This is a genomic window from Aminobacter anthyllidis (assembly GCF_018555685.1).
GTDB lineage: Bacteria > Pseudomonadota > Alphaproteobacteria > Rhizobiales > Rhizobiaceae > Aminobacter > Aminobacter anthyllidis.
In genome coordinates this window covers 445141-468636 of the sequence record NZ_JAFLWW010000001.1, presented here as the reverse complement: position 1 = coordinate 468636, position 23496 = coordinate 445141, and the positions used below count along the sequence as shown (strand labels likewise).

20 protein-coding genes, 1 tRNA gene and 1 pseudogene are annotated in these 23496 nt (G+C 63.4%); 17 read left to right on the top strand and 5 right to left on the bottom strand.

From position 1 onward, the window contains the following. Positions 1-71 precede the first annotated feature (71 nt). Complete coding sequence (locus tag J1C56_RS02600; protein ID WP_214385726.1) at positions 72-1037, top strand: patatin family protein; 966 nt, start codon at positions 72-74, stop codon at positions 1035-1037. Here J1C56_RS02600 and recJ read toward each other — a convergent pair. The 5 genes from recJ to J1C56_RS02575 all read right to left on the bottom strand — a co-directional run bounded on the left by recJ (position 1034) and on the right by J1C56_RS02575 (position 7029). Then, positions 1034-2824, bottom strand: coding sequence for a single-stranded-DNA-specific exonuclease RecJ (gene recJ / locus J1C56_RS02595; protein WP_214385724.1), 1791 nt, complete (start codon positions 2822-2824; stop codon positions 1034-1036). The two genes, J1C56_RS02600 and recJ, sit on opposite strands and share 4 nt — an antisense overlap. Before the next feature lie 56 nt (positions 2825-2880). Beyond that, positions 2881-3855 carry a class II fructose-bisphosphatase gene (gene glpX, locus J1C56_RS02590; protein WP_214385722.1) on the bottom strand — a complete coding sequence of 325 codons (975 nt, stop codon included), beginning with the start codon at positions 3853-3855 and terminating at the stop codon, positions 2881-2883. Positions 3856-4047: 192 nt separating this feature from the next. Continuing rightward, positions 4048-5364, bottom strand: coding sequence for a homoserine dehydrogenase (locus J1C56_RS02585; protein ID WP_214385720.1), 1317 nt, complete (start codon positions 5362-5364; stop codon positions 4048-4050). A gap of 51 nt (positions 5365-5415) precedes the next feature. After that, positions 5416-6633, bottom strand: coding sequence for an LL-diaminopimelate aminotransferase (locus tag J1C56_RS02580; RefSeq protein WP_214385718.1), 1218 nt, complete (start codon positions 6631-6633; stop codon positions 5416-5418). A gap of 48 nt (positions 6634-6681) precedes the next feature. Continuing rightward, complete coding sequence (locus J1C56_RS02575) at positions 6682-7029, bottom strand: hypothetical protein (RefSeq protein WP_246591075.1); 348 nt, start codon at positions 7027-7029, stop codon at positions 6682-6684. 144 nt (positions 7030-7173) lie between these two features. Between J1C56_RS02575 and J1C56_RS02570 the strand changes: the two genes are divergently transcribed. From J1C56_RS02570 to radC, 16 genes and pseudogenes are all read left to right on the top strand, one after another. Further along, a complete protein-coding gene (locus J1C56_RS02570; protein WP_214385713.1) occupies positions 7174-9003 on the top strand; it encodes a PHA/PHB synthase family protein in 1830 nt (609 codons plus the stop codon). A 216-nt stretch (positions 9004-9219) separates the two neighbouring features. After that, positions 9220-10419 (top strand): YcbK family protein, encoded by a 1200-nt coding sequence (locus J1C56_RS02565; RefSeq protein ID WP_246591073.1) that lies wholly within the window; start codon positions 9220-9222, stop codon positions 10417-10419. Between the two features lie 79 nt (positions 10420-10498). Further along, positions 10499-10573: transfer RNA gene (locus J1C56_RS02560), tRNA-Glu, on the top strand. 251 nt (positions 10574-10824) lie between these two features. Next, positions 10825-11073: a hypothetical protein gene (locus tag J1C56_RS02555; RefSeq protein WP_214385711.1), complete on the top strand. Its 249-nt coding sequence runs from the start codon at positions 10825-10827 to the stop codon at positions 11071-11073. Positions 11074-11243: 170 nt separating this feature from the next. Further along, complete coding sequence (gene gcvA, locus J1C56_RS02550; protein WP_214385709.1) at positions 11244-12206, top strand: transcriptional regulator GcvA; 963 nt, start codon at positions 11244-11246, stop codon at positions 12204-12206. A gap of 208 nt (positions 12207-12414) precedes the next feature. Further along, complete coding sequence (locus tag J1C56_RS02545; RefSeq protein WP_214385707.1) at positions 12415-13974, top strand: ABC transporter substrate-binding protein; 1560 nt, start codon at positions 12415-12417, stop codon at positions 13972-13974. A gap of 110 nt (positions 13975-14084) precedes the next feature. Beyond that, on the top strand, positions 14085-15032 hold the full coding sequence (locus tag J1C56_RS02540) for an ABC transporter permease (RefSeq protein WP_214385705.1): 948 nt from the start codon (positions 14085-14087) through the stop codon (positions 15030-15032). Further along, on the top strand, positions 15029-15907 hold the full coding sequence (locus tag J1C56_RS02535) for an ABC transporter permease (protein WP_214385703.1): 879 nt from the start codon (positions 15029-15031) through the stop codon (positions 15905-15907). Before J1C56_RS02540 ends, J1C56_RS02535 begins: the two co-directional genes overlap by 4 nt. Further along, positions 15904-16902 carry an ABC transporter ATP-binding protein gene (locus J1C56_RS02530; protein ID WP_214385701.1) on the top strand — a complete coding sequence of 333 codons (999 nt, stop codon included), beginning with the start codon at positions 15904-15906 and terminating at the stop codon, positions 16900-16902. The genes J1C56_RS02535 and J1C56_RS02530 overlap by 4 nt, the downstream gene beginning before the upstream one ends. Further along, a complete protein-coding gene (locus J1C56_RS02525; RefSeq protein WP_214385694.1) occupies positions 16899-17993 on the top strand; it encodes an ABC transporter ATP-binding protein in 1095 nt (364 codons plus the stop codon). Before J1C56_RS02530 ends, J1C56_RS02525 begins: the two co-directional genes overlap by 4 nt. Before the next feature lie 2 nt (positions 17994-17995). Continuing rightward, positions 17996-18991: a succinylglutamate desuccinylase/aspartoacylase family protein gene (locus tag J1C56_RS02520; protein WP_214385692.1), complete on the top strand. Its 996-nt coding sequence runs from the start codon at positions 17996-17998 to the stop codon at positions 18989-18991. A gap of 1 nt (position 18992) precedes the next feature. Further along, positions 18993-20060 (top strand): peptidase C39 family protein, encoded by a 1068-nt coding sequence (locus tag J1C56_RS02515; RefSeq protein WP_214385690.1) that lies wholly within the window; start codon positions 18993-18995, stop codon positions 20058-20060. Positions 20061-20786: 726 nt separating this feature from the next. Continuing rightward, a pseudogene (locus J1C56_RS02510) lies at positions 20787-20903 on the top strand (PhnA domain-containing protein); the annotation flags it as partial. Positions 20904-20973: 70 nt separating this feature from the next. Beyond that, on the top strand, positions 20974-21675 hold the full coding sequence (locus J1C56_RS02505; RefSeq protein WP_214385688.1) for an SH3 domain-containing protein: 702 nt from the start codon (positions 20974-20976) through the stop codon (positions 21673-21675). Between the two features lie 140 nt (positions 21676-21815). Then, on the top strand, positions 21816-22643 hold the full coding sequence (map, locus tag J1C56_RS02500; RefSeq protein WP_214385686.1) for a type I methionyl aminopeptidase: 828 nt from the start codon (positions 21816-21818) through the stop codon (positions 22641-22643). Between the two features lie 45 nt (positions 22644-22688). After that, positions 22689-23441, top strand: coding sequence for a RadC family protein (radC, locus tag J1C56_RS02495; protein ID WP_214385684.1), 753 nt, complete (start codon positions 22689-22691; stop codon positions 23439-23441). Positions 23442-23496 lie beyond the last annotated feature (55 nt).

The following is a 23496-nucleotide window of genomic DNA, read 5'->3' as shown; positions in this document are numbered from 1 at the left end:
CCTGCGACACAAAGATTCACGATTTTAATACGGGTCGGGTGTAGTCTGTTTCAGGGACAAGGGAGATCGTGATGCTCGAGTGGGCGTCATTCCATTCACGCCAGAACGTCCGGGAAGCCAACGGCTTTTCTTCGGGCACGGGTGCGAACGATCTCCAGAAGCCAAAAGACACGGGCATTTCGCTCGCGCTTGGCGGCGGTGCCGCGCGTGGCTGGGCCCATATCGGCGTGCTGCGCGCGCTCGATGAAGCCGGCATTCGTATCAACATGATCGCGGGCACCTCCATCGGAGCGCTGGTCGGCGGCTGTTATCTCGCCGGCAGGCTCGACGAACTCGAAGAATTCGCCCGCAGCCTGACCAAGCGACGCATCTTCGGTCTGTTCGACTTCAAACTCGGCGGCAGCGGCCTTTTCGGCGGCATGAAGCTTGATTCCCGCATGCAGCAGCATATGGGCAGCGTCACCTTTGAAGACTTGCCCAAGCCCTTCGTCTGCGTTGCGACAGAGATCCGCACCGGCCATGAGATCTGGCTGTCGAGCGGCTCGCTGATCAAGGCAATGCGCGCATCCTATGCCCTGCCCGGCGTGTTCGAACCAGTTACCTGCAACGGCCGCGTGCTCGTCGACGGTGCGCTGGTCAATCCGGTTCCAGTATCGGTCTGCCGCGCCAACGAACAGCCCTTGGTGGTGGCAGTCAACCTGCACTACGACCTGTTCGGTCGCGCCGCCGTCATCAAGCACAGTGCCGGCGAACTGGTGGTCGAGCGTCCGGCAAGGCCGGGCGAGAACGCCACGCAGAGCGAGCGCGAAGCACGGCTTGGCATCACCGGCGTGATGGTCGAAGCCTTCAACATCATTCAGGACCGCATTTCACGCGCCCGTCTCGCCGGCGATCCGCCCGACTTGTCGATCCAGCCCAAGCTCGGCCTTATCGGCCTGTCGGAATTCCACCGCGCTGACGAAGCTATCCGCCTCGGCTACGAAGCGACCAAGGCGCAGATGGAAGAGATCCTCAGGCTACAGGCCGTTCTCGGTTAAGGCCCGGCCAGTGCCGCGTCGATGATCCTGAACTGCGCAGTGCGGCTACCATTCCAGTGATTGACTGAAATCGAGCCTGCGACGTGGATCGCGCGATCGCGATTCCTGAACAGGAAGTCGCCCAGTGGCGTCTCCGCTGCCCTGAAGGCCATGGCCTGCACACGGCCGCCACTCTCCGAGCGCAGATCGATGCGGATATGCGCCGTGCCGACAAGCCTGGCATCGGCGATGCGGTGCCGCGGCAGGACGAAGACGGGTGCGACATGCCCTGCCCCGAACGGCCCGGCCTTTTCCAGCGCATCGACAAGGTTCAGCGTCGCGCCTTCCGCGGCCAACGCGCCGTCGATCTTGAGGCTTTCCTCGTCCTGAAGGCGGAATACGTCGGCAGCGGCGCGCTGCTCGAAAAAGGCGCGCAGTTCGCCAAGCCTGGCGCGCTCGACCGTTATGCCGGCTGCCATGGCGTGGCCGCCACCCTTGACCAACAAGCCTGCATCGACCGCCTCACGCACCAGCCGCCCGAGATCGAAACCGGAGACCGAGCGACCCGACCCAGTGCCCGTGCCATTCGGATTGAAGGCGATGGCGAAGGCCGGGCGGCGGGCATGATCCTTGAGCCGCGAGGCCAGCAGACCGACAATGCCCGGGTGCCAGGTGGTGCTCGCGGTGACCAGCACCGCTGGACCTGGCCCAGCACCAATCTCGGCATCGGCTTCGGCGCGTGCCTCGGCCAGCATTTCGGTCTCCATCGCCTGCCGTTCCTGGTTCAGGCGGTCGAGCGTCTCGGCGATCGTTCCGGCTTCCACCGGATCGTCGGTGGCAAGCAGCTTGCTGCCCAAGGCAGCATCGCCGATACGCCCGCCGGCATTGATGCGTGGGCCAAGCAGGAATGCGAGATGAAAATTGTTGATCGGCTCGCCAATGCGGGCGACGCGAGCAAGTGCGGTCAGCCCGACATTGTTCTGCTGGCGCATCGCCTGCAGCCCCTTGACGACGAAGGCGCGATTGACGCCGGTCAGCGGCACGACGTCGCAAACAGTCCCCAGCGCCACAAGGTCGAGCAGCGACAACAGGTCCGGGCGCGGCGCGTCCGGCAATCGCTCGCGCAGCACCTTGGCGGTCTGCACCAAGGCCAGGAAGGTCACGCCGGCTGCGCAGAGATGTCCCTGCCCCGAGAGATCGTCATCGCGGTTCGGGTTGACCACCGCTCGTGCATTCGGCAGCGGCCCGCCAACCTGATGGTGGTCGAGCACGACGACATCGGCACCCGCTTCGTTGGCGGCGTCGATGGAGGCAGCGCTGTTGGTGCCGCAGTCGACAGTGATGATCAGGCGCGCACCGCGGCCGATGAGTTCGCGCATCGCATCGGGGTTGGGGCCGTAGCCTTCGAAGATGCGGTCGGGGATATAGATCTCGGGCTCGATGTCGAAATGCGTGAGGAAGCGGCTCATCAGCGCCGAAGACGACGCGCCGTCGACGTCATAGTCGCCGAAGATGGCCACCTTCTCCTTGCGCAGGACCGCATCGGCGATACGCCCGGCAGCCTTGCTCATGTCGGTCAGCGACGCGGGATCGGGCAGCAGGTCGCGTATGGTGGGGTCGAGAAAACGCTCGGTGTCCTCGGGCAACACGCCGCGCCCGGCGAGCACGCGGGCGACGATGTCGGGCACGCCATGCCCCTGGGCGATGGCGAGCGCCAGCATGTCCTGGCGTTCGGTCAGGCGATGCTCCCAGGAGACACCGGTGGCCGAACGCCTCACGCCTAGAAAGTTCCGCTTTTCAGTCGCCATTCAGTTGAGGTCCACCCGCTGCAGAGCGACCATAGGCGACCGGAACAAGCGCGTAATCAGAATTTTTCCAGATCCTGGTGGCGCGCCTTGATCTCGCGGACAGTCTTTGACGACGAACGCAGCACGATGGTGTGGGTGGTGATCGAATCGCGGCCGAACTTCACGCCGGCAAGCATGTTGCCATCGGTGACGCCGGTTGCTGCAAACAGCACGTCGCCGCGCGCCATTTCCTCGATGCGATAGACCTTCTTGGGGTCGGTGATGCCCATGGTTGCGGCGCGGGCGACCTTCTCAGGCGAGTCGAGTAGCAGACGACCCAACATCTGGCCGCCGGTGCAGCGCAACGCGGCTGCGGCAAGCACGCCCTCGGGCGCACCGCCGGTGCCGAGATAGATGTCGATGCCGGTTTCATCGGGATCGGTGGTGTGGATGACGCCGGCCACATCGCCATCGCCGATCAGGCGAATGGCGGCACCGGTCGCTCGCACGGCTTCGATCAGCTTGGCATGGCGCGGGCGGTCGAGAATGCAGGCAGTGATTTCTTCGACCGGCACGCCCTTGGCCTTGGCGACGCTGGCGATGTTTTCAGCCGGCGAAGCGTCGATGTCGATGACGCCTTCGGGATAGCCCGGGCCGACTGCAATCTTGTCCATGTAGACGTCAGGCGCGAACAGCAGGCTGCCCTTTTCGGCGATGGCGATGACAGCAAGGGCGTTGGGCAGGTTCTTGGCGCAGATGGTGGTGCCTTCGAGCGGGTCGAGCGCGATGTCGACATCAGGGCCGCCAGAACCGACTTCCTCACCGATATAGAGCATCGGCGCTTCGTCGCGTTCGCCTTCACCGATGACGACGGTGCCCTTGATGGCGAGGCGGTTCAGTTCCTGGCGCATGGCATCGACGGCGACCTGGTCGGCGGCCTTCTCGTCGCCGCGTCCGCGCAGCCGGGCAGCAGCCACGGCAGCCCGCTCGGTGACGCGCACGAGTTCCATGGTGAGAATCCGGTCGAGGCCGGCTACAACGCTTTTCGCCATAATTCTGGGTCCTGAAGTCGATGAGTTCGGAGCGCCCAAACCGGGCCGGCTCTTATTGTCAAACCCGCATGACAACGGCAAGACCTGTTGCCCGCTTTATCGAAAGCGAAACAATATCAATCGATTGAAAGGGAATGAGGCTTGACTGCCCGTTCGGGGGCACATTTGTGCCCCCTCTGCGCCGAAGCCGGATCAGCCAGCGCGCTCGATGCGGATGACCTGCGGCTTGTCGGTCAGGTGACCGTCCTTGGTCACACCATCGACAGCCTTGCGCACGGCAGCTTCTGTCGTCTCGTGGGTCACCAGGATGACGGTCTTCTGGGCGATGCCGCCTTCCGTGCCATTGGCGTGCTGGACGATCGACTCCAGCGAAATGTCGTTGTCGGCCATACGCTTGGCGATAGCCGCGAACACGCCGATACGATCATGCACGGTCAGGCGGATGAAATACCCGCCGGCGTGACTGCGCATCTGCGCTTTCTTGTAGGGCTTCAGTTCCTTGGCTGGACGGCCAAACACCGGGCCGTGCTGGAAGCCGGGGCGGCTCTTGGCGATATCGGCGATGTCGCCAACGACGGCCGATGCGGTCGCGTTGCCGCCAGCACCGGGGCCTGACAGCAGCAATTCGCCGAGAATATCGGTCTCGATCGCCACCGCGTTGGTGACGCCATGAACCTGGGCGATGACCGAGGCCGTCGGCACCATGGTCGGGTGAACGCGCTGCTCGATGCCGCTTTCGGTGCGCTGGGCGACGCCGAGCAGCTTGATGCGGTAGCCGAGTTCAGCCGCCGCGCGAATGTCGGCCTGGGTGATGTTGGAGATGCCTTCCATATAGATATCGTCGGCCGCGATCTTCGAGCCGAAGGCCAGGCTGGTCAGGATGGCGAGCTTGTGGGCCGTATCATTGCCCTCGATGTCGAAGGTCGGGTCGGCTTCGGCGTAGCCCAGGCGCTGCGCGTCGGCGAGGCAAGCCTCGAAGGTCAGGCCCTCGGCTTCCATGCGCGTCAGGATGTAGTTGCAGGTACCGTTGAGAATGCCGAACACGCGGGTGACGCTGTTGCCGGCCATCGCCTCGCGCATCGTCTTGATGACAGGAATGCCGCCGGCCACCGCCGCTTCATAGTTGAGCAGCACGCCTTTCTTCTCGGCGACCTCGGCAAGGGCCACGCCATGCTTGGCGAGCAGCGCCTTGTTGGCGGTCACGACATGCCGGCCCGCATCAAGCGCGGCGCGAACGCAGGAACGGGCAGCGCCCTCGTCGCCGCCGATCAGTTCGACGAAGACGTCGATATCAGCCTTCTCGGCCAGTTCGATCGGATCGTCGAACCACTTGGCGCCGCTCAGGTCGACGCCTCGGTCGCGGGTGCGGTCGCGGGCTGAAACGGCAGTGACGACGATTTCGCGGCCGCACTGGCGAGTGAGTTCGGCTGCCTTGTCGCGCAGCACGCGCGCCACCGAAGCACCGACCGTGCCGAGACCGGCAATTCCAACACGCAATGCTTCAGCCATGGTCGACGGCGCCTCTTATTTCGGTAGTTCTGGATTGCTTCTGCGGTGCGCTCAGCGATGGGCTGCGAGCGGGACCACATTGTTGGGATGTTTGCCCGTAGTCGTCAGGAAGCGCTTGATGTTGCGCGCCGCCTGACGGATCCGGTGCTCGTTTTCGACAAGTGCGAGACGCACATAGTCGTCGCCGTGCTCGCCGAAACCAACGCCGGGAGCCACCGCCACGTCGGCATGCTCGATCAAGAGCTTGGAGAATTCGAGCGAACCAAGATGCTTGAACGGCTCGGGGATCGGTGCCCAGGCAAACATCGTCGCCGCCGGCGCCGGGATTTCCCAGCCTGCTCGGGTGAACGAGTCGACCATCACGTCGCGGCGCTTGTGATAGACCTCGCGTACCTCCGAGATGTCGGTGCCGTCGCCATTGAGCGCCGCGGTCGCTGCCACCTGGATCGGCGTGAACGCACCGTAGTCGAGATATGACTTCACGCGCGTCAGCGCGGCGATGAGGCGCTCGTTGCCGACGGCAAATCCCATGCGCCAGCCCGGCATCGAAAAGGTCTTCGACATCGAGGTGAATTCGACAGTGACGTCGATCGCGCCGGGCACCTGCAGCACCGATGGCGGCGGATTGCCGTCGAAATAGATCTCCGAATAGGCAAGATCCGACAAGATGATGATGTCGTGCTTCTTCGCGAAGGCGACGACGTCCTTGTAGAAGTCGAGCGAAGCGACAAATGCCGTCGGGTTCGACGGGTAGTTGAGGATCAGCGCCAGCGGCTTGGGGATCGAGTGGCGAACGCCACGCTCGAGCGCGGGGATGAAGCCGTCATCGGGCTTCGCCTGCAGCGAGCGGATGACACCGCCCGACATGATGAAGCCGAAGGCGTGGATCGGATAGGTCGGATCGGGACACAGCACCACGTCGCCGGGTGCGGTGATCGCCTGCGCCATGTTGGCGAAGCCTTCCTTCGAGCCCAGCGTCGCAACGACCTGGGTGTCGGGATTGAGCTTCACGCCAAAGCGGCGGGCATAATAATTAGCCTGGGCGCGGCGCAGGCCGGGAATGCCGCGCGAGGAGGAATAACGATGGGTGCGCGGGTCGCGAACCACTTCGCACAGCTTGTCGACGATGGCGGTCGGCGTCGGCAGGTCCGGATTGCCCATGCCAAGGTCGATGATGTCGGCGCCGCGCGAACGGGCCGAGGCCTTCAGCCGGTTGACCTGCTCGAAGACATAGGGCGGAAGGCGGCGGACCTTGTGAAATTCTTCCATGTCAGTTCCAGGTAATCGGGGGCTGCGCGATGCGTGCGCGATATACACTCAATTGCAGGCGGGGTCGATAGTCTCGCACTTGCCTTCGATGGCCTTCAGCGTGTCGTCGCCGTGCTTTCTGGCCAACGTGGTCATCGCAGCCGAGTTGCCACCGCCGGCGCCGGCCTTGGCGCCCTGGCGCTGTTGCGCGGCCTGGAGCTGGGCCAGCTTGGCTGCTTTCTGGTCCTCGGTGAACTGGGCGGCGGCTACCTTTGGCGGAATGTTGAGATTGGGGTAGGTTCCGGTGTCCTGCGCGCCACGCCCGGTGGCCGGCGCGGCACTGCTGGCGGTCGTGGTATTCGTGCTGGTGCAGCCGCTGGCGGCAACAGCCAATGCCAGCGCACCGGCTGACAACATCACGCGGGCACAGAAAAAAACATTCCGACCAACACTATATGTCATAAAGTTTCCCCGACAGGCGCGGTAGAGCGCGTTGGACCCGGTAAGACGTCACATGATACTATGTCAACAATGGGCGCTTTGGGAGGACCTGCAAGAACCATGGCGAAGGTAGACGATTCGGACAAGCCGAGTGGCGATTCCCCCTCCTCCGTCGAGCAATACCTCGTCAAAGACCCCGAGCGTTTTGCGCTCAACATGGCCCGCATGATCGAGCAGGCCGGCAAGGCAGCCTCCGCCTGGGCCGAACCGCGCGAAAAAGGTGAGCTTCGCGACACCGTCGCAGAGCCCATGGCCGACATGGTCAAGACCTTCTCCAAGCTCACCGAATACTGGCTGTCCGACCCACAGCGCGCGCTCGAGGCACAGACCCGGCTGTTTTCGGGCTATCTCGACGTGTGGAGCAAGTCGATCCAGCGCATGGGCGGCGACGAGGTCGACGACGCAGTCAAACCCGATCGAACCGACAAGCGCTTCCTCGACCCCGAGTGGGGCCGCAACGCCTTCTTCGATTTCCTCAAGCAGGCCTATCTGGTGACGGCGCGCTGGGCCGGCGATCTTGTCGATCATGCCGACGGTCTCGACGAGCACACCCGCCACAAGGCCGGCTTCTACGTCAAGCAGGTCGCCAACGCGATCTCGCCGTCGAATTTCATCCTGACCAATCCGGAATTGTTTCGCGAAACCGTCGCCAGCAATGGCGAAAACCTGGTGCGCGGCATGAAGATGTTCGCCGAGGACATTTTGGCCGGCAAGGGCGACCTCAAGCTCCGGCAAGCCGACTATTCAGGCTTCGAAATCGGCAAGAACATCGCCACCACGCCCGGCAAGGTCGTCGGCCGCAGCGATGTCGCCGAAATCATCCAGTACACGCCCACCACCGAAAAGGTGCTGAAGCGGCCGCTGCTGATCTGCCCGCCATGGATCAACAAGTTCTACATCCTCGACCTCAACCCGCAGAAGTCCTTCATCCGCTGGGCGGTCGAACAGGGCCACACCGTCTTCGTCATCTCGTGGATCAACCCTGACCAGCGCCACGGCCTCAAGAACTGGGAAGCCTATATCCGCGAGGGCCTGCAATACGGTCTAGACACGATCGAGCAGGCCACCGGCGAACGCGAGGTCAACGCGATCGGCTATTGCGTCGGCGGCACGCTGCTTGCGGCAGCACTGGCGCTACTGGCCCAGGAGGGCGACCACCGCATCCAGTCGGTCACCTTCTTCACCACCCAGGTCGACTTCACCTATGCCGGCGACCTCAAGGTGTTCGTCGACGAGGATCAAATCAAGGCCCTCGAAGGGGCAATGAAGGACAAGGGCTATCTCGACGGCACCAAGATGGCGACGGCCTTCAACATGCTGCGCTCGGGCGACCTGATCTGGCCCTATGTCATCAACAACTACATGCGCGGCAAGGAGCCGACGCCGTTCGACCTGCTTTACTGGAATGCCGATTCGACGCGCATGGCTGCGGCCAATCACTCCTTCTACCTGCGCAACTGCTATCTCGAGAACAACCTGTCGCAAGGCCGGATGGAACTTGCCGGCCGAACCATCTCGCTCGCCGACGTCACCATCCCGGTCTACAATCTGGCGGCGCGCGAGGACCACATCGCCCCTGCCCGCTCGGTCTTCCTCGGCTGCCAGTATTTTGGTGGCGATGTCGACTATGTCGTCGGCGGCTCCGGGCATATCGCCGGCGTTGTCAATCCGCCCGCCGCCGGCAAGTACCAGTTCTGGTCGGGCGGCAAGCCGCTGGGCGACTTCGACGCCTGGCTCCAAGGTGCCGTCGAGACACCCGGCTCGTGGTGGCCGCACTGGCAGCGCTGGATCGAGGCCAAGGACGACACCCGCGTTGCGGCGCGCAAGCCTGGCATAAGCGGGCGGGTGCTAGAGGATGCCCCGGGCAGCTATGTGAAAGTCCGCGTGTAACCAGCTGTCACAGGCAGTGAATTGACGCCCTTTACCAAGAGGGCGAAAACGTGGCGCCTATCATGATCTCGCCTTAATTGGCGCCTAGCCCGCTAAATGGGGGTTCATTGCCTTAAGTTTGAGTACCGCTTCTCGTTCAGGAGCGTGGTTGCGTAAACGTACGATTTCAATCGCCAAGCACAATCGTTGGCCTGCAGTGCATGAGAGGGGACCGGTTTGACGTCAGGACGACTGCGATTCGCAGACCGGCGATGCGGCGTTGCGCTGACCGTGCTGGTTTCGCTGCTTAGTGTGTCCTGTTCCTCGACGGGCGAACCCAATTTCGACCTGACAAATCCCGCGGCCAACGCCGCAACGACCACCGAAACCACCACGACTCAATCTGCAGCCGCCGCCGGCGCCCCCACAGTTGCCCAGGCAACGATGAGCCCGGCAGGCGACACCGCCCTTCCCGACCAGGTCGGCTATGTTCCACTGGTCAAGCCAGGCGCAGAGAATGCGGCTGAAGTTGTCATAGCCAGTGCCGAACAGCCACAGCAGCCCGCGACAGCGGCCGCAGCGGAACAGCCGACGACGGAAGCTGAAGCTGCCCAGACCGCGGAAGCGAAAACGGCCAAGCCGCCTGCGCAGCAGGACACTGGTTTCATATTGACCAACGGCCCGGCAGCCGAGCCCGAGGCGCCCAAGAAGAAGGGGCTGTTTGCCTCGCTGTTCGGCTCCTCATCCGCCAAGGCAGCACCCGCGCCCGCCGAACAAAAGGCAAAGCCGCTGATCGCGATGGGCGACGAAGCCTCCGATGCAAAGCCGAAGGCCGCGGAAGAAAAAGCCAAGCCGATCATCACCCTGGCCTCGGCAAAAGCCGAAACAAAGCCGGTGGAGCTTGCTTCGCTGGGCGGCTCGTCAGGCGGCGATTCGAACTGGGCACTGCCGGGCGTGCGCACCACCGACCTGTTCGAGATCAAGCGCAAGTCAGGCCTCAACGACGACAGCGACGTCGACCTGCACGAAGACGAGGATCCTGGCCTGGAGCTGGCGTCGGCAGCCGGCATGGCACGACTCGCCCCCAACGGCTTGCTCAAGCAGACCGAAAGCGTCGACGTCGCCTGCCTGAAGCCGTCGCTGGTGCGCATCCTCAAGGCGGCCGAGCAGCACTACGGCAAGAAAATGATCGTCACGTCGGGCTATCGCAACCCGGAACGCAACCGCCGCGCCCGCGGCGCCAAGAATTCGCAGCACATGTATTGCGCGGCCGCCGACATCCAGATTCCCGGCGTCGGCAAGTGGGAACTGGCAAGCTACCTGCGCGCCATGCCGGGCCGCGGCGGGGTCGGCACCTACTGCCATACCAATTCCGTCCACATCGACGTCGGTCCGGAACGCGACTGGAACTGGCGTTGCGGCCGCCGCCGTGGATAAGTCGAAAAAATTTCGCGACGCAGCAAAAAGACGGGTTGCCTGTCGCGAACAAGCCAATTATACACCGCCTCACCTGAGCGCGCCCATCGTCTAGCGGTTAGGACACCGCCCTTTCACGGCGGTAACAGGGGTTCGATTCCCCTTGGGCGTACCAGGTTTTTCAAACACTTAGCGACCACAAAACCAAAGCCGTCAAACAACGGTCAAATAAGCGTTCTGTGCACCAGCTAAAATTGCTTTGCTCCAGCCGCCCTCGTATCGCCTTCTAATCCCGACGCGCGTCATGGATTGGATGAACGCCATGCGTGTTAATGGCTGCAATCCCTGAGCAAGGCGCCGAGTTCCTATGACATTTTGATTTCCTTGCCGTCGCGGTCACCTCGAAACCCTATGCGCCGAGACGTATTGCTGCCACGCAAGCTGGCGCTCCAAGCGTTGGCGACATTGGGTGGCGGGACTAAAATGTGGCTCAGCGCTATTGATCATGGATTGCAGTGGTACGATCGACTGCAGATCTTCTCACAAGGCGACCCGTTCGAACGGTTCGTGCCGCAGCGGGTAAAGACGTCCGGCTTGGAGACCGCCGCCGCGATATGCATGGTCGTCTCGATCATCGGCTCTGCCGCCGCAATCTTTGCGAAAATTCTACTTTGAAACGCGCGACGACTGCCGGCAGCCCGGTCGCTGGCCCGATGCACGCTTTCGCGTCGCAGGCGCATTCCTAAGGCTAGCAACAGTTGGCTGGCCCTTTCCCCCGCGATTGCAGCGCGGCACCAAGCACTCCATAGTCGACGCCACCATTGCAGTGCCAGTTCGGAATCGTCATGCGCCGCGTTTTGCCTTCGCTACCATCGCTGACGATCTTTGAAGCCGCAGCGCGCCATTCGAGTTTTACCCGCGCCGCCGAGGAACTGAACCTGTCGCAGAGCGCGGTCAGCAAGCAGGTCCAGTCACTCGAGTCCTTCCTTGGCCTGCGCCTTTTCGAGCGTATCCGGCAGCGCATCGTTTTGACCGAAGCCGGGCAGCTCTATCTCGCCAGGGTGCGCGAGGCCCTCGAAATTCTCGAATCGGCGACGATGGAGGCACTCGCCTTCCAGGGCGGCGGCGGCATGCTCAACATCGCCACGCTGCCGACCTTCGGCTCGCGCTGGCTCGCGTCCCGCATCGGCCGCTTCAGGGCGCGCCATCCCAAGATCGCGCTCAACCTGACGGCACGGACATGGCCCTTCGACCTGGTCGAGGAAAACATCGACGTCGCCATCTATTTTGGTGAAAAACCATGGCCCGGCGGCCTGTCAGACCGGCTGATGGAGGAAGAGGTCATTCCAGTCTGCGCGCCCATGCTGATGGCGCCGAATGGACCGGTAAGCAGCGTCGCCGATCTCGGACGGGTCGCCCTGCTGCATCATCGGGCCAGGCCACGCGCCTGGAAGGACTGGCTGCAAAGAGCTGATGACACCTCAGTCAATCCTTTCCACGGTGTTCGCTTCGAACAGTTCGAGATGATCATCCAGGCAACCATCAGCGGCATGGGCATGGCGATCGTGCCAAAGTTCATGATCGAGGTCGAACTGGCCGACGGCACACTGGTCGCGCCATTCGGCCGGCCGATGAAAAGCCCGGAATCCTATTTCCTCGTCTGTCCAGAACGGAAGAGCCATTTGCCGGCGGTGCAGGCCTTCCGGCAGTGGCTCTTGGACGAGGTGGCTGCGTCCAAATGGCCACGGACCGTTGGTGACCACGCGCCACGTGTGCTCGAAACGACAGTTCATTCCGTAGAGGAATGATTTGACGCGATCTTATCGTTTGAACGACCGTCGCCGGCCACTCTACTCTTCAGCTCACAACGCCGGACATTTTCGATCTCGGTTTTGCCGCCAGGCTGTCCCCTTCCGGGGAGGCAGCTTGACGCTGACCGAAGCTTTGCCTGAACGGCGTCCAATGACAAAGGGGAGTGAGTTAATGGGAATGATCGGAAAACGAGCGGCCGGATGCATGCTTTCGCTCGCATTGGCAACGACGGCTGCCGTGGCACAGGAGCCTGATACCGCCGTGGTCTTGCGCATCAGCGATGCGGACCGCTACGACCCGCAGCGCTCCACCGCGCTCGCCGCGGCTGAAATCCTCTACATGGTCGGCGAAACGCTCGTCACCCTCGACCGCGATCTGAAAACCCTCCGCCCCGGTCTGGCCGAGCGTTGGGAGGTCAGCGCCGACGGCCTCACCTACACCTTTCACCTGCGCCGCGACGTCAGCTTCTGCGATGCCAAGCCTTTCACCGCAAAGGCCGTGGTCGGTACCATGGATCGCTGGCTCAACCCGGATTTCCCAGGCGTTAGCAAATGGAAGGCCGGCAAGGTCGAAAGCGTCAAGGCGATCGACGACTACACCGTCGAATACAAGCTGAAGGAGCCCTATTCGGAACTGCTGTACCAGATGACGCAGTTCAACTTCATCATCATCGATCCGGACCAGGCGACCGAATTGAAGGATGATTTCGGCGTCGCCGCCTTCAACGGAACCGGAGCGTTCTGCTTCCAGTCGTGGACCCCGCGCACACAGACCGTGCTGACCCGTCACGAAGGCTATCGCTGGGGGCCTTCCTTCATGACGAATCCCGGACCGGCAGAGGTCGCGAAAATCGTCTGGAAGATCGTGCCGGAAGAGGCGACCCTTGCCGCCGCATTGCAGACCGGCGAAGGCGACGTGTCCTTCGCGGTGCCCGCTTGGGCTCTCTCCCAGTTGCAGGCGACGCCTTCAATCCAGCTGCTGCGGCCCGAAGCCGGCTTCCGCACCCACTATGTCGGCATGAAGATCACGCGCCCCGATCTGGGCGACAAACGCGTCCGCGAAGCGCTAAGCCTGGCAATCGACCAGAGCGCCATCGCCGACGCGATCTTCTTCGGCGAGGCCGATGCGGCCAAGTCCTACTATTCCGAGGCCGCGCGCGACTTCAATCCCAAGATGAAGCTGGACGCATTCGGCTATGACCCAGAAAAGGCCAAGGCATTGCTCGACGAGGCAGGCTGGGTCTCCAAGGACGGCGGTGTCCGCATGAAGGACGGCAAACCTTTGTCGCTGATCTTCTATGGTTTCACTGGCGATTCAGACAAGCAGATGGCCGAGACCATCCAGGGTGACCTGCGCAAGATCGGTGTCGACCTGAAGGTCGAGCTCTACGATCCGACCATCGTGTGGGGCAAGCTGAAGACCCAGGATTTCGACCTGTACCAGATGAGCTATCCGTATCTGAGCGCGGGCGACGCCATGAACCTGTACTTCCTGTCGTCGAACATGCCGACGCCCAACCGGATGAACTGGAACGATCCCAAGACCGATCAACTGATCGACGCCGGCAACCGCGCGACCTCGGCGGAAGCCCGCTTTGCCGCCTTCGCCGAAGCCGGCGCGATCATCCACGACGCCGTGCTGTGGAAGCCACTGGTCAACGAAAAGCTGGTCGTGGTGGCCGGACCGCGTGTTGCGCCCTTCAAGCCGCACGGCATCAGCGGCGCACCTCTCTACAACGGCCTGGACCTCAAGCTGGCAAAATGACGGCGACGCTCCACCGCGTCCGGCATGGCCGGCGTGGTGGACCGCTCAAACGCCAGGGATTCGGGCCCGCCCGAAATCCCTGAAATGACGCCCGCTTGGGAGAAGACAACGTGACGCGACAGCTCCTTTGGCGCTTGTTGACCTCGATACCTGTGCTGCTGGGTGTGCTTCTGGTCGGTTTCCTGATGCTTCAGGTCATCCCGACAGACCCCGCCACCATTATCGCCGGACCGTCGGGTACGGCTGCCGAAATCGAAGACATCCGGCGCCAGCTCGGCCTCGACGCCCCGATCATGATGCAGTTCTGGTTCTATCTGCTGCGCGTCATGCAAGGCGATCTCGGCCGGTCGATCATCAACAACGCGCCGGTCGCCAGCGAGCTTGTGACAGCGCTTGGGCCGACCATCGAACTGATGGTGGCAAGCCTGATCTGGGCTGTTCCGCTTGGCATCCTGCTCGGCACGCTTGCCGCCATGCGCCGTGGCCAGGTCTTTGACCGCGCCGTCACCGCACTATCGGTAGCAGGTGTTTCCGTCCCTGCTTTCTGGGTCGGACTTCTACTGCTGCAGTTCGCCGCGTTTCGCTGGCAGCTGTTTCCGCTGCAAGGCCGGGGCGGGCCGCTGTGGACGCTCAACGGCTTGCATCACGTCGCACTGCCCGCGCTGACGCTGGGGCTGATCTTCATCGGACCGGTGGCGCGGATGACCCGCACCGCCGTGGTGGAGGTGCTTGGCGCCGATTTCATCCGCACGGCCCGCGCCAAGGGTGCTTCGGAGTTCCGCGTCGTCACCAGGCATGCCTTGCGCACCGCCCTGATACCTGTGGTGACGCTGATCGGCCTGCAGATCGGCTCGCTGCTCGGCGGCGCGGTCATTGCCGAAACCATCTTCGGCTGGCCCGGCATCGGCCGACTGGCGGTCGGCTCCATCGTCTCCAGCGACTTTCCGATGGCCCAGGGCTGCATCCTTGTCCTCGCCTGCGGTTTCATCGTGGTCAATTTCGTCGTCGATGCACTCTACGGCCTGCTCGATCCCCGCATCCGGAGCAAGGTCCGATGAGCACAGACATCACCGCCCCCCAAACCGCCAATCCCGCCGGCATCGCACGGCCGCATCTGCTGCGGCGCCTGTCACGCGATCCGCTGGCGCTCATCGCGCTGATCTTTCTTGTCGCGATTGTCGTTGCAGCTCTGCTCGCACCCGTGCTGGCGCCGTTTGATCCCTACGACACAAATCTCAGGATGCGGCTGCGACCGCCCGGCGGCGACCATCTCCTGGGCACCGACACCCAGGGTCGGGATATGTTGACCCGCCTGCTCTACGGCGCCCGCACGACACTTGCGCTTGGCTTTGCAAGCATCGTCGTCGGCAGCCTGATCGGCACCAGCATCGGCCTGGCCGCCGCCTTCTATCGCCGGCTCGAGGGGCCGCTGATGCGGCTTGTCGACATCCTGCTGTCTTTTCCGTCGATCCTGTTTGGCCTCGCACTGGCAGCCATGCTTGGCGTTGGCATGGACAGCCTGGTGATTGCGCTCGGCCTGTCTGCCGCACCGCCCATCGCCCGCGTTGCCCGCGCCACCGCCGCCTCCGTGATGCAGGCGGAGTACATGGACGCCGGGCGCGTGATCGGCCTTTCAGACGGCGCCCTGATCCGGCGTTATCTGTTGCGCAACTGCGCCGCCCCTATCGTCGTCTACTGCTCGCTGCAATTCGGCGAGACGATCCTTCTCGCCGCAGCCCTTGGCTTCCTCGGCCTTGGATTGCAGCCCCCGACAGCGGAGCTCGGCAGCATCGCCGCCGAGGGGCGCAGTTTCATCTTCCTGGCACCGCATGTCTCGACCGCAGCCAGCCTGCTGATCTTCATGATCGTGCTTTCCTGCAACCTGCTGGGGGATGCGTTCCGCGACCTCACCGACCCGAAGCTGCAGCGATGACCCCAGATGTACCCCTTATCGAGGTCCGCGGCTTGCGGGTCGGCTTCCACACGTCAGGCGGCACGGTGGCTGCCGTCGACGACGTCGATTTCAGCGTCCGTACAGGCGAAACACTGGCGATTGTCGGCGAGTCGGGCTCGGGCAAGAGCGTCATGTCACTGTCGCTGCTGCGGCTGGTCCCCAGCGCCATCACATCAGGCGAGATCCTGTTTCATGGCGAAGACCTGCTGGCCAAGCCAGCCCATGCGATGCGCGACATTCGCGGCGGCCGCATCGGCATGATCTTCCAGGAGCCCAACACCTCGCTCAATCCGGTGCAGACGATCGGCGACCAGATCGTCGAGGCGATCCAGCTGCACGAGGCGGTCGGCAAGGCGGCAGCGCGCGCCCGGGCGGTTGAAGTGCTGGAACTGACCGGCATCCCCTCGCCCAAGGCCCGAATGAGGAGCTATCCGCACGAGCTCAGCGGCGGCATGCGCCAGCGCGCGATGATCGCCATGGCTCTGGCCTGCCGGCCCGAGTTGCTCATCGCCGACGAACCGACGACTGCGCTCGACGTCACCGTTCAGGCCCAGATTCTCGACCTGATGCGCGAGCTCAAGGCGAACAGCGGTGCGGCCATCATCCTGATCACCCATGATCTCGGCGTGGTTGCCGAGATGGCCGACCGCGTCGCTGTGATGTATGCCGGCCGCATCGTCGAGATCGCGCCGGTCACAGATCTCTTCGACGGTCCGGAGCACCCCTACACGATCGGCCTGCTCAGCTCGATGCCTTCAATTGACGGCGACAGCGATACGCTGACGCCGATCGAAGGCAGCATGCCCGACCCGCTGGCTTTGCCTGCCGGCTGCCGGTTTCAGCCGCGCTGCCCCTTCGCCATCAAGCGTTGCGCCGTCGAGGCTCCGCCACTCGAGACCGTCAGGCCGGGTCATTTGTCCGCTTGCTGGCGCGCACCTCTCCTGGAAACCCTGACCCGGGGAGGACAACAATGACGTCGCCCAACAATGCCACGCTTCTGCAAGTCGAAGGGCTGAGCAAGAAATTCAGCGTCGCCGGTAGATGGCCATGGCAAAAGCGAACGTTGAGCGCGGTCAACGACATCAGCTTTAGCATTGCCCCAGGCGAAACCCTGTCGCTGGTTGGCGAAAGCGGCTGCGGCAAGTCGACCGCCGGGCGCATGCTGGTCGGGCTGACCGCGCCGAGCGCAGGCCGCATCCTGTTTGAAGGCCAGGACCTGTCCGGCCAGACCGCCAGCCAACAGCGCGCCATGCGCCGCCGTATCCAGCTGATCTTCCAGGACCCCTACGGCTCACTCAACCCGCGCATGACCGTCGGCGAGCTGATCGCCGAGCCTGCGCTCCTGCATGGGCTGGCCGACCGCCGCAGCGCAAATGACAGGGTCGCCGAACTGCTCGGTCTCGTTGGCCTGGCAAAACGGCATGCCGGGCGCTATCCGCATGAATTCTCCGGCGGGCAGCGCCAGCGCATCGGCATCGCCCGCGCGCTTGCTGTCGAACCCAGGCTGATCGTCTGCGACGAGCCCGTCTCCGCGCTCGACGTCTCGGTTCAGGCACAGATCGTCAACTTGCTGCAAAGCCTTCAGGATCGCCTGGGCCTGAGCTATCTGTTCATTTCCCACGGCCTGTCCGTCGTCCGCCATATCAGCCATCGCGTTGCGGTGATGTATCTCGGCAATATCGTCGAGATCGGGCCGAAGGCGGCGATCTTCGACCAGCCGTCGCACCCCTACACCAGAGCGCTTCTCGCCGCCGCACCCGTGCCGCGGCCGGGTGCGCGCCAGGCCAGCGTTGCGCTGGCCGGCGACATGCCAAGTCCGCTCGATCCACCTTCGGGGTGTCGCTTCCACCCAAGGTGTCCGTTTGCGATCGAGCGCTGCCGACGGGAAATCCCGGCCCTTACACCTGGCGGTGACGGGCGGCTGGTGGCTTGCCACCGCTGGCAGGAGATCCCCGCCTTTCAGGCGAACGCACCTGGCGCACAACACGCGCCGAAAACAACCCGGCTGCTCGCGCTCTATCGCCAGGCCGCCGCCAATTCCAACTCCCGCATGAGCAGCAACTGAAGATGTCGACGCAAATCTGGACACGGCTGGACTATGAACGATCGGGCAAGCAGATCGGCAACCTGCATTTCCCACACTCGGTTCATCGCTCCGCTTATGGCACGATCACCATCCCGGTCGGGGTCGTCGCGGGCGGCAAGGGCCCGACGATGCTGCTCACCGCCGGCACCCATGGCGATGAATATGAAGGCCAGATCGCGCTGACAAAGCTTTTGCGGAGCATAGATCCCGCCTCGATCAACGGACGGTTGATCGTCCTGCCGATGCTCAATGCGCCGGCAGCCCTTGCCGGCAGCCGTGTGTCCCCGCTCGACGGCGGCAATCTCAACCGCGCCTATCCGGGCGATCCCCTGGGCGGACCGACAGCGGCCATCGCCGATTATGTCAGCTCCGTGCTGCTGCCTCTTGCCGATTTCTATCAGGATTTCCATGCCGGCGGCTCGTCGCTGAACTATCTTCCGTTCGTTTCCACCCGCCGCAGCGGCGATCCGGACCTCGACAGCCGCGCTTTGGCAGCCGCGCGGGCCTTCGGCGCCCCGCACCTGCAGGTCTGGGGCTACAGTCCCGATCCCCGGCTCTCGACCTCGGAGTCGAATCGTCAGGGCATCATCTCGCTTGGCGGTGAGTTCGGCGGCGGCGGTACGGTGTCGCGGCAGGGCCTGGCACTGATCGAAAACGGCATCCAGCGCCTGCTCGTCCACTTTGGCATGGTCGAGCAGACATCGGTCGAACCCTCGCCTCCGGCCATCGAGTTCGAGGTGCTTGGTCGCGATTATTATGTCTATGCAACCGAGGACGGCGTGTTCGAGCCCCTGACCGATCTCGGAGACCGCATCGAGGCAGGCGCGCTCTGCGGCATGATCCATGCGGTGGACGATCCGGCGCGCCCTGCCACACCTCAGCATTTCGATATTTCCGGCATCGTCGTGTGCCAGCGGCACCCCTCGCTGGTCGTGCGCGGCGATTGCCTGGCCCATCTCGCAACACCAAGGATCTGACATGGCCGAGCCCATCAACGTCACGCAACTTCTCGATGGCCACGAAGCACCGCTTGGGCTGCCGGCTGCCATGGCGGAGCACCTTGCGGCAATCCAGTCGGCGCGCGGCCGCATCGTTTTCATTGCGCGCCGGGGTGATGCCATCGTCGGACTGTTGATCGGGCGCCGGCGGCGCACGGCACTGATGCTGCGGATCTCGCATTTCTGGGTCGACGCCAATGATATCGACCGCAACGCCGTCGGCATCGAACTGGTATCGGCATTGGAGCAGTTGTCCCTCGACAGCGATATCCTGAGCTGGCGCATCGCGGCAGACACACGAGAAAACGACGTCCCCACAAGCTTGAGAGCGCTTGCAGGCATCGCTGCGGCGTGGCCTGGCTCGACATATACGGAGCGCCGACTGCGGAACGACGGGCCAACGGCAAACTCCACGACGCCGATCTACACCCAGACAACCGGATTCACCTGTGGCTCCGCCTCGCTGATGATGGCTTTTGCCGGCCTCGATCCTTCGTCCGCCATGGACCGCCTTCTGGAACTAACGATGTGGCGCGAGGCGACAACCGTGGTGTCGATGGACGGCCCCGGCGGCTGCGACCCCTACGGCCTGGCTCTTGCCGCGACATCGCGAGGTTATGCGGTGAAGGTGTTCATGAGCACGTCCGAGGCGATCCTCATCGATCGCGGCAACACGGAAGCCAAGCGCGACCTGATGAAGTTCGTCCAGGCCGACTTCAAGACCCGCGTGCTCGACGCCGGCATCGAGGTCGAGTCGCGCGCTTTCACCATCGCCGAACTGCGCGACGCCGTGGCCGCCGGCTCGATCGCCGTGGTCCTGATCGACCAAAGGGAGACGCATGGCCGCACCGCCCCGCATTGGGTTGTCGCCCATGCCGTGAGCGAGGACCATTTCCTCGTCAACGACCCATGGTTCGAGGTCGATGCGCTCGAAAACGCCACCGATGTCGTCGACCTGCCAATCCGCGATGCCATGTTCGATCGCATGGCCTGGTACGGAGAACCGGCCTATCGCGCGGCGCTGATCATCGGGCCGCAGGCAGCTTGACGCCTTGCCGCCGGAAACGGCGGCTCTGGCCGTGAATCGTTCACAGGCGACGCACGCGTATCGAAGCCTCAGCTTGCGGGCCGGGCGTTGCCGCCACCCGGGAAAGACTGGCGGTCAAGTGCCAGTTCCAAGACGTTCCGAACGATGTCGACCAACGGATCGGGCTTCGAAGGACGCTTGTCGGGGCCGAATGCAAGTCCAATGACGGCACTTTGGCCTCTCACCGTTACCATGGGAGAGCAAACGCAGCGGAACGTCGGTATACAAACGACTGAACGGGGCTATCCCTGCCATTGCCCTTTCATGGCGGTAGTTCGATTCCCCTTGGGCGTCCAGGTTTTCCAATCACTTACAGTTCAGTTGCAAGCCTGCCTCGTGGTGGCAGCATGGGCTTTGCCGTAACTTGCCAGCGGTCGGCCGCGACATGCGATTCGTCAAAGCCACCCAACCAGATGTGACACGATGCAAGCCACGAGAATCACGATCGCTCTTCTCGCCTGCCTGACCGTATCGGCCTGCGGCATGGCGAAAGCGGCGCGAACCACCGGACAGACATTCGACAAATACGGCTGCCTGGCACGGGACTTCAAAGGCCAAGCACCTTGCGATCCCGCTGACACTGCCGCGCCCAAGCCGTGAACATGATACGGCTCCCCTTTACGGCGCCGCTTTGACAACCTACTCCGGCTGGAAACATCGACGCGACAGCGGAAGGAAGCTCCATGTAAGCGCGGCACGCTGGTCAAGAACATCCGCTTGACCGGCAACGCCGGCGAGATCGAATGCAACACCAAACAGGTCAAAGGGCTGGTGCTGAAAACCGAATTTCTGAAGAAGGCGTAAGCCGCCAGCCAAGCTGTGCGGACATGCCTGCGTCAACGCGGTTTTAAGCTCTGGAGTCCAGACTCAGGCCATGTCTGGATTCGCCCTTCCCAAATTGAGATGGCTGGTGCTCGGCGCACTTGCTGCCGGCGGCTGGGCCATGACGCAGGACTTGCCCAGCAAGGCACGTTTCGACGATCGTCCGGCCAGGACGGCAAACAAGCCCAAGACAGAAACTGCCGCCCGCAAGGACGCGGCCGTCACGCGGCCGAAGGTCAATGTCGCGCCGCGCCCGCAAGTCGATGTGGCGCGCCCCAAGGCGGATATCGAGCCGCGCAAGCTGGCGACCGCTGCCAAACCCAAAACCGACGTTTCGCCCCCGAAGGTTGCAGTTGCAACACCTGCGGCCAGAGAACGGGCTCCGCGCAAGCCAGCGGCGGAGATCGAAACGGCCTCGATTGCGCGACCCCCGACGCCGTTGCCGCGCCCGAAGTCAATCATCGGGGAAGCGGCAACGAAATCCGGGAACTCCAGCGCTGCTTCCCTCAACGTGCTCTACACAAGCACGTCAGTCTATCTGCGCCAGCGTCCGAGCGTTTCCGCGCCCGTTACCTCGAGCCTCAAGCAGGGCGAGAGCGTCAGGGTGTTCGCACGCGACGGCAAATGGACGCTGGTTTCGGCCTCGGGGCGCAAGGGCTGGGTGCATGGCGACCTGCTGCGGCCGGCCGACCCTGCCGCCCCTCGCCCCAAACAGACGCTCGGCCACGCCGTCAATGGTGCCACGCCGGGCTGAGCTGCTCAAATTCGCCACTGAAACGGCTGATATCGCGCTCGATTGGGCTTTGCGGGTTGAAACCGGACGCATCCGGTGCCAAATCTGCGGCTCGTCCCGTACGTCGTTGCGGGCACTCCAGACATATCCGGCAGAGGTCAATGGTCAGCTATCTCGACGCCGCCACGGCGCCACTCAGGAACACCGGCCAGATCCGTCTTTACGGCACGGAGGCTTTTGAAGGCATGCGCAAGGCGTGCCAGCTCACCGCCAGCTGTCTCGACGAACTGGTCGACCGCGTCGCGCCAGGGGTTACAACCGACGCCATCGACCGTTTTGTCTTCGAGTTCGGCATGGATCACGGCGCTCTGCCGGCGACGCTGAACTACCGCGGCTACACCAAGTCGTCCTGTACCTCGATCAACCATGTCGTCTGCCACGGCATTCCCGACAACAAGCCGCTCAAGGACGGCGACGTCGTCAACATCGACGTCACCTACATCCTTGACGGTTGGCACGGCGATTCAAGCCGCATGTACCCGGTGGGCACCATCAAGCGCGCCGCCGAGCGCCTGCTGGAAGTCACCCATGAGTGCCTGATGCGCGGCATCGCCGCCGTCCGCCCGGGCGCACGCACAGGGGCTATCGGCGCCGCCATCCAGACTTATGCCGAAGCCGAGCGCTGCTCGGTTGTTCGCGATTTCTGCGGCCATGGCGTCGGCGCGCTGTTCCACGATGCACCAAACATCCTGCACTACGGCAACGTCAACGAAGGCGTGGAGATGCGCCAGGGCATGATCTTCACCATCGAGCCGATGATCAATCTCGGCCGCCCGCATGTGAAGGTGTTGTCCGACGGCTGGACGGCGGTCACCCGCGACCGCTCGCTCTCGGCCCAGTACGAACACACTGTCGGCGTGACGGCGACCGGCTGCGAAATCTTCACGCTGTCGCCCAAGGGCCTCGACCGGCCGGGCCTGCCCGCATAATATCGCTTCGCCGGCTCTAATGCCGGCGGGGGCGACATACTGGGCATGGCGAGCGACGAGCACGACGAGCGCGGTTTCTTTGGCGAGCGGCCACCGTCGCCGATCAAGCGCGAAGCCGCGCAGGAAAAACCCCATTATCTCGGCCATCGCGAGCGACTGCGCGAGCGATTTTCGGCGGCCGGCGGCGACAATCTTGCCGACTACGAACTGCTCGAGCTTCTGCTATTTAGGCTTATCCCGCGTTCCGACACCAAGCCGGCGGCCAAGGCCCTGCTTGCCCGCTTCGGCACGCTGGCCGAAGTGCTTGGCGCACCCGTCAACCTGCTGCAGGAAGTCAAAGGCGTCGGGCCGGCCGTCGCACTCGACCTCAAGGTCATCACAGCAGCGGCGAGACGCATGGCGCGTGGCGAAATCAGCGGCCGCGAAGTTCTGTCGTCATGGAACCAGGTGCTCGATTATTGCCGGGCGGCTATGGCCTTCGAAGAACGCGAGCACTTCCGCATCCTGTTCCTCGACAAGAAGAACGTCCTGATTGCCGACGAGGTACAGCAGACCGGCACCGTCGACCACACGCCAGTCTACCCACGCGAAGTCATCAAGCGCGCGCTGGAGCTATCGGCGACCGCCATTATCCTGGTGCACAATCACCCATCCGGCGACCCTACGCCCTCGCGCGCCGATATTGACATGACCAAAACGATCATCGACATCGCCAAGCCGCTCGGCATCTCGGTGCACGACCACATCATCATCGGCAAGAATGGCTTTGCCAGCATGAAGGGCCTGCTGCTGATCTAGCGGCGGCCGGAGGCAGCTGCCATCCAGAATCAAAAAGGCCGCCGGATCAACCAGC

Bases quoted from the DNA above. Each gene is read 5' to 3' on its own strand.
- J1C56_RS02600 (WP_214385726.1), top strand. From the start codon at position 72: ATGCTCGAGTGGGCGTCATTCCATTCACGCCAGAACGTCCGGGAAGCC.
- recJ (WP_214385724.1), bottom strand. From the start codon at position 2,824: ATGGCGACTGAAAAGCGGAACTTTCTAGGCGTGAGGCGTTCGGCCACC.
- glpX (WP_214385722.1), bottom strand. From the start codon at position 3,855: ATGGCGAAAAGCGTTGTAGCCGGCCTCGACCGGATTCTCACCATGGAA.
- J1C56_RS02585 (WP_214385720.1), bottom strand. From the start codon at position 5,364: ATGGCTGAAGCATTGCGTGTTGGAATTGCCGGTCTCGGCACGGTCGGT.
- J1C56_RS02580 (WP_214385718.1), bottom strand. From the start codon at position 6,633: ATGGAAGAATTTCACAAGGTCCGCCGCCTTCCGCCCTATGTCTTCGAG.
- J1C56_RS02575 (WP_246591075.1), bottom strand. From the start codon at position 7,029: ATGTTGTCAGCCGGTGCGCTGGCATTGGCTGTTGCCGCCAGCGGCTGC.
- J1C56_RS02570 (WP_214385713.1), top strand. From the start codon at position 7,174: ATGGCGAAGGTAGACGATTCGGACAAGCCGAGTGGCGATTCCCCCTCC.
- gcvA (WP_214385709.1), top strand. From the start codon at position 11,244: ATGCGCCGCGTTTTGCCTTCGCTACCATCGCTGACGATCTTTGAAGCC.
- J1C56_RS02545 (WP_214385707.1), top strand. From the start codon at position 12,415: ATGCTTTCGCTCGCATTGGCAACGACGGCTGCCGTGGCACAGGAGCCT.
- J1C56_RS02535 (WP_214385703.1), top strand. From the start codon at position 15,029: ATGAGCACAGACATCACCGCCCCCCAAACCGCCAATCCCGCCGGCATC.
- J1C56_RS02530 (WP_214385701.1), top strand. From the start codon at position 15,904: ATGACCCCAGATGTACCCCTTATCGAGGTCCGCGGCTTGCGGGTCGGC.
- J1C56_RS02525 (WP_214385694.1), top strand. From the start codon at position 16,899: ATGACGTCGCCCAACAATGCCACGCTTCTGCAAGTCGAAGGGCTGAGC.
- J1C56_RS02520 (WP_214385692.1), top strand. From the start codon at position 17,996: ATGTCGACGCAAATCTGGACACGGCTGGACTATGAACGATCGGGCAAG.
- J1C56_RS02515 (WP_214385690.1), top strand. From the start codon at position 18,993: ATGGCCGAGCCCATCAACGTCACGCAACTTCTCGATGGCCACGAAGCA.
- J1C56_RS02505 (WP_214385688.1), top strand. From the start codon at position 20,974: ATGTCTGGATTCGCCCTTCCCAAATTGAGATGGCTGGTGCTCGGCGCA.
- map (WP_214385686.1), top strand. From the start codon at position 21,816: ATGGTCAGCTATCTCGACGCCGCCACGGCGCCACTCAGGAACACCGGC.
- radC (WP_214385684.1), top strand. From the start codon at position 22,689: ATGGCGAGCGACGAGCACGACGAGCGCGGTTTCTTTGGCGAGCGGCCA.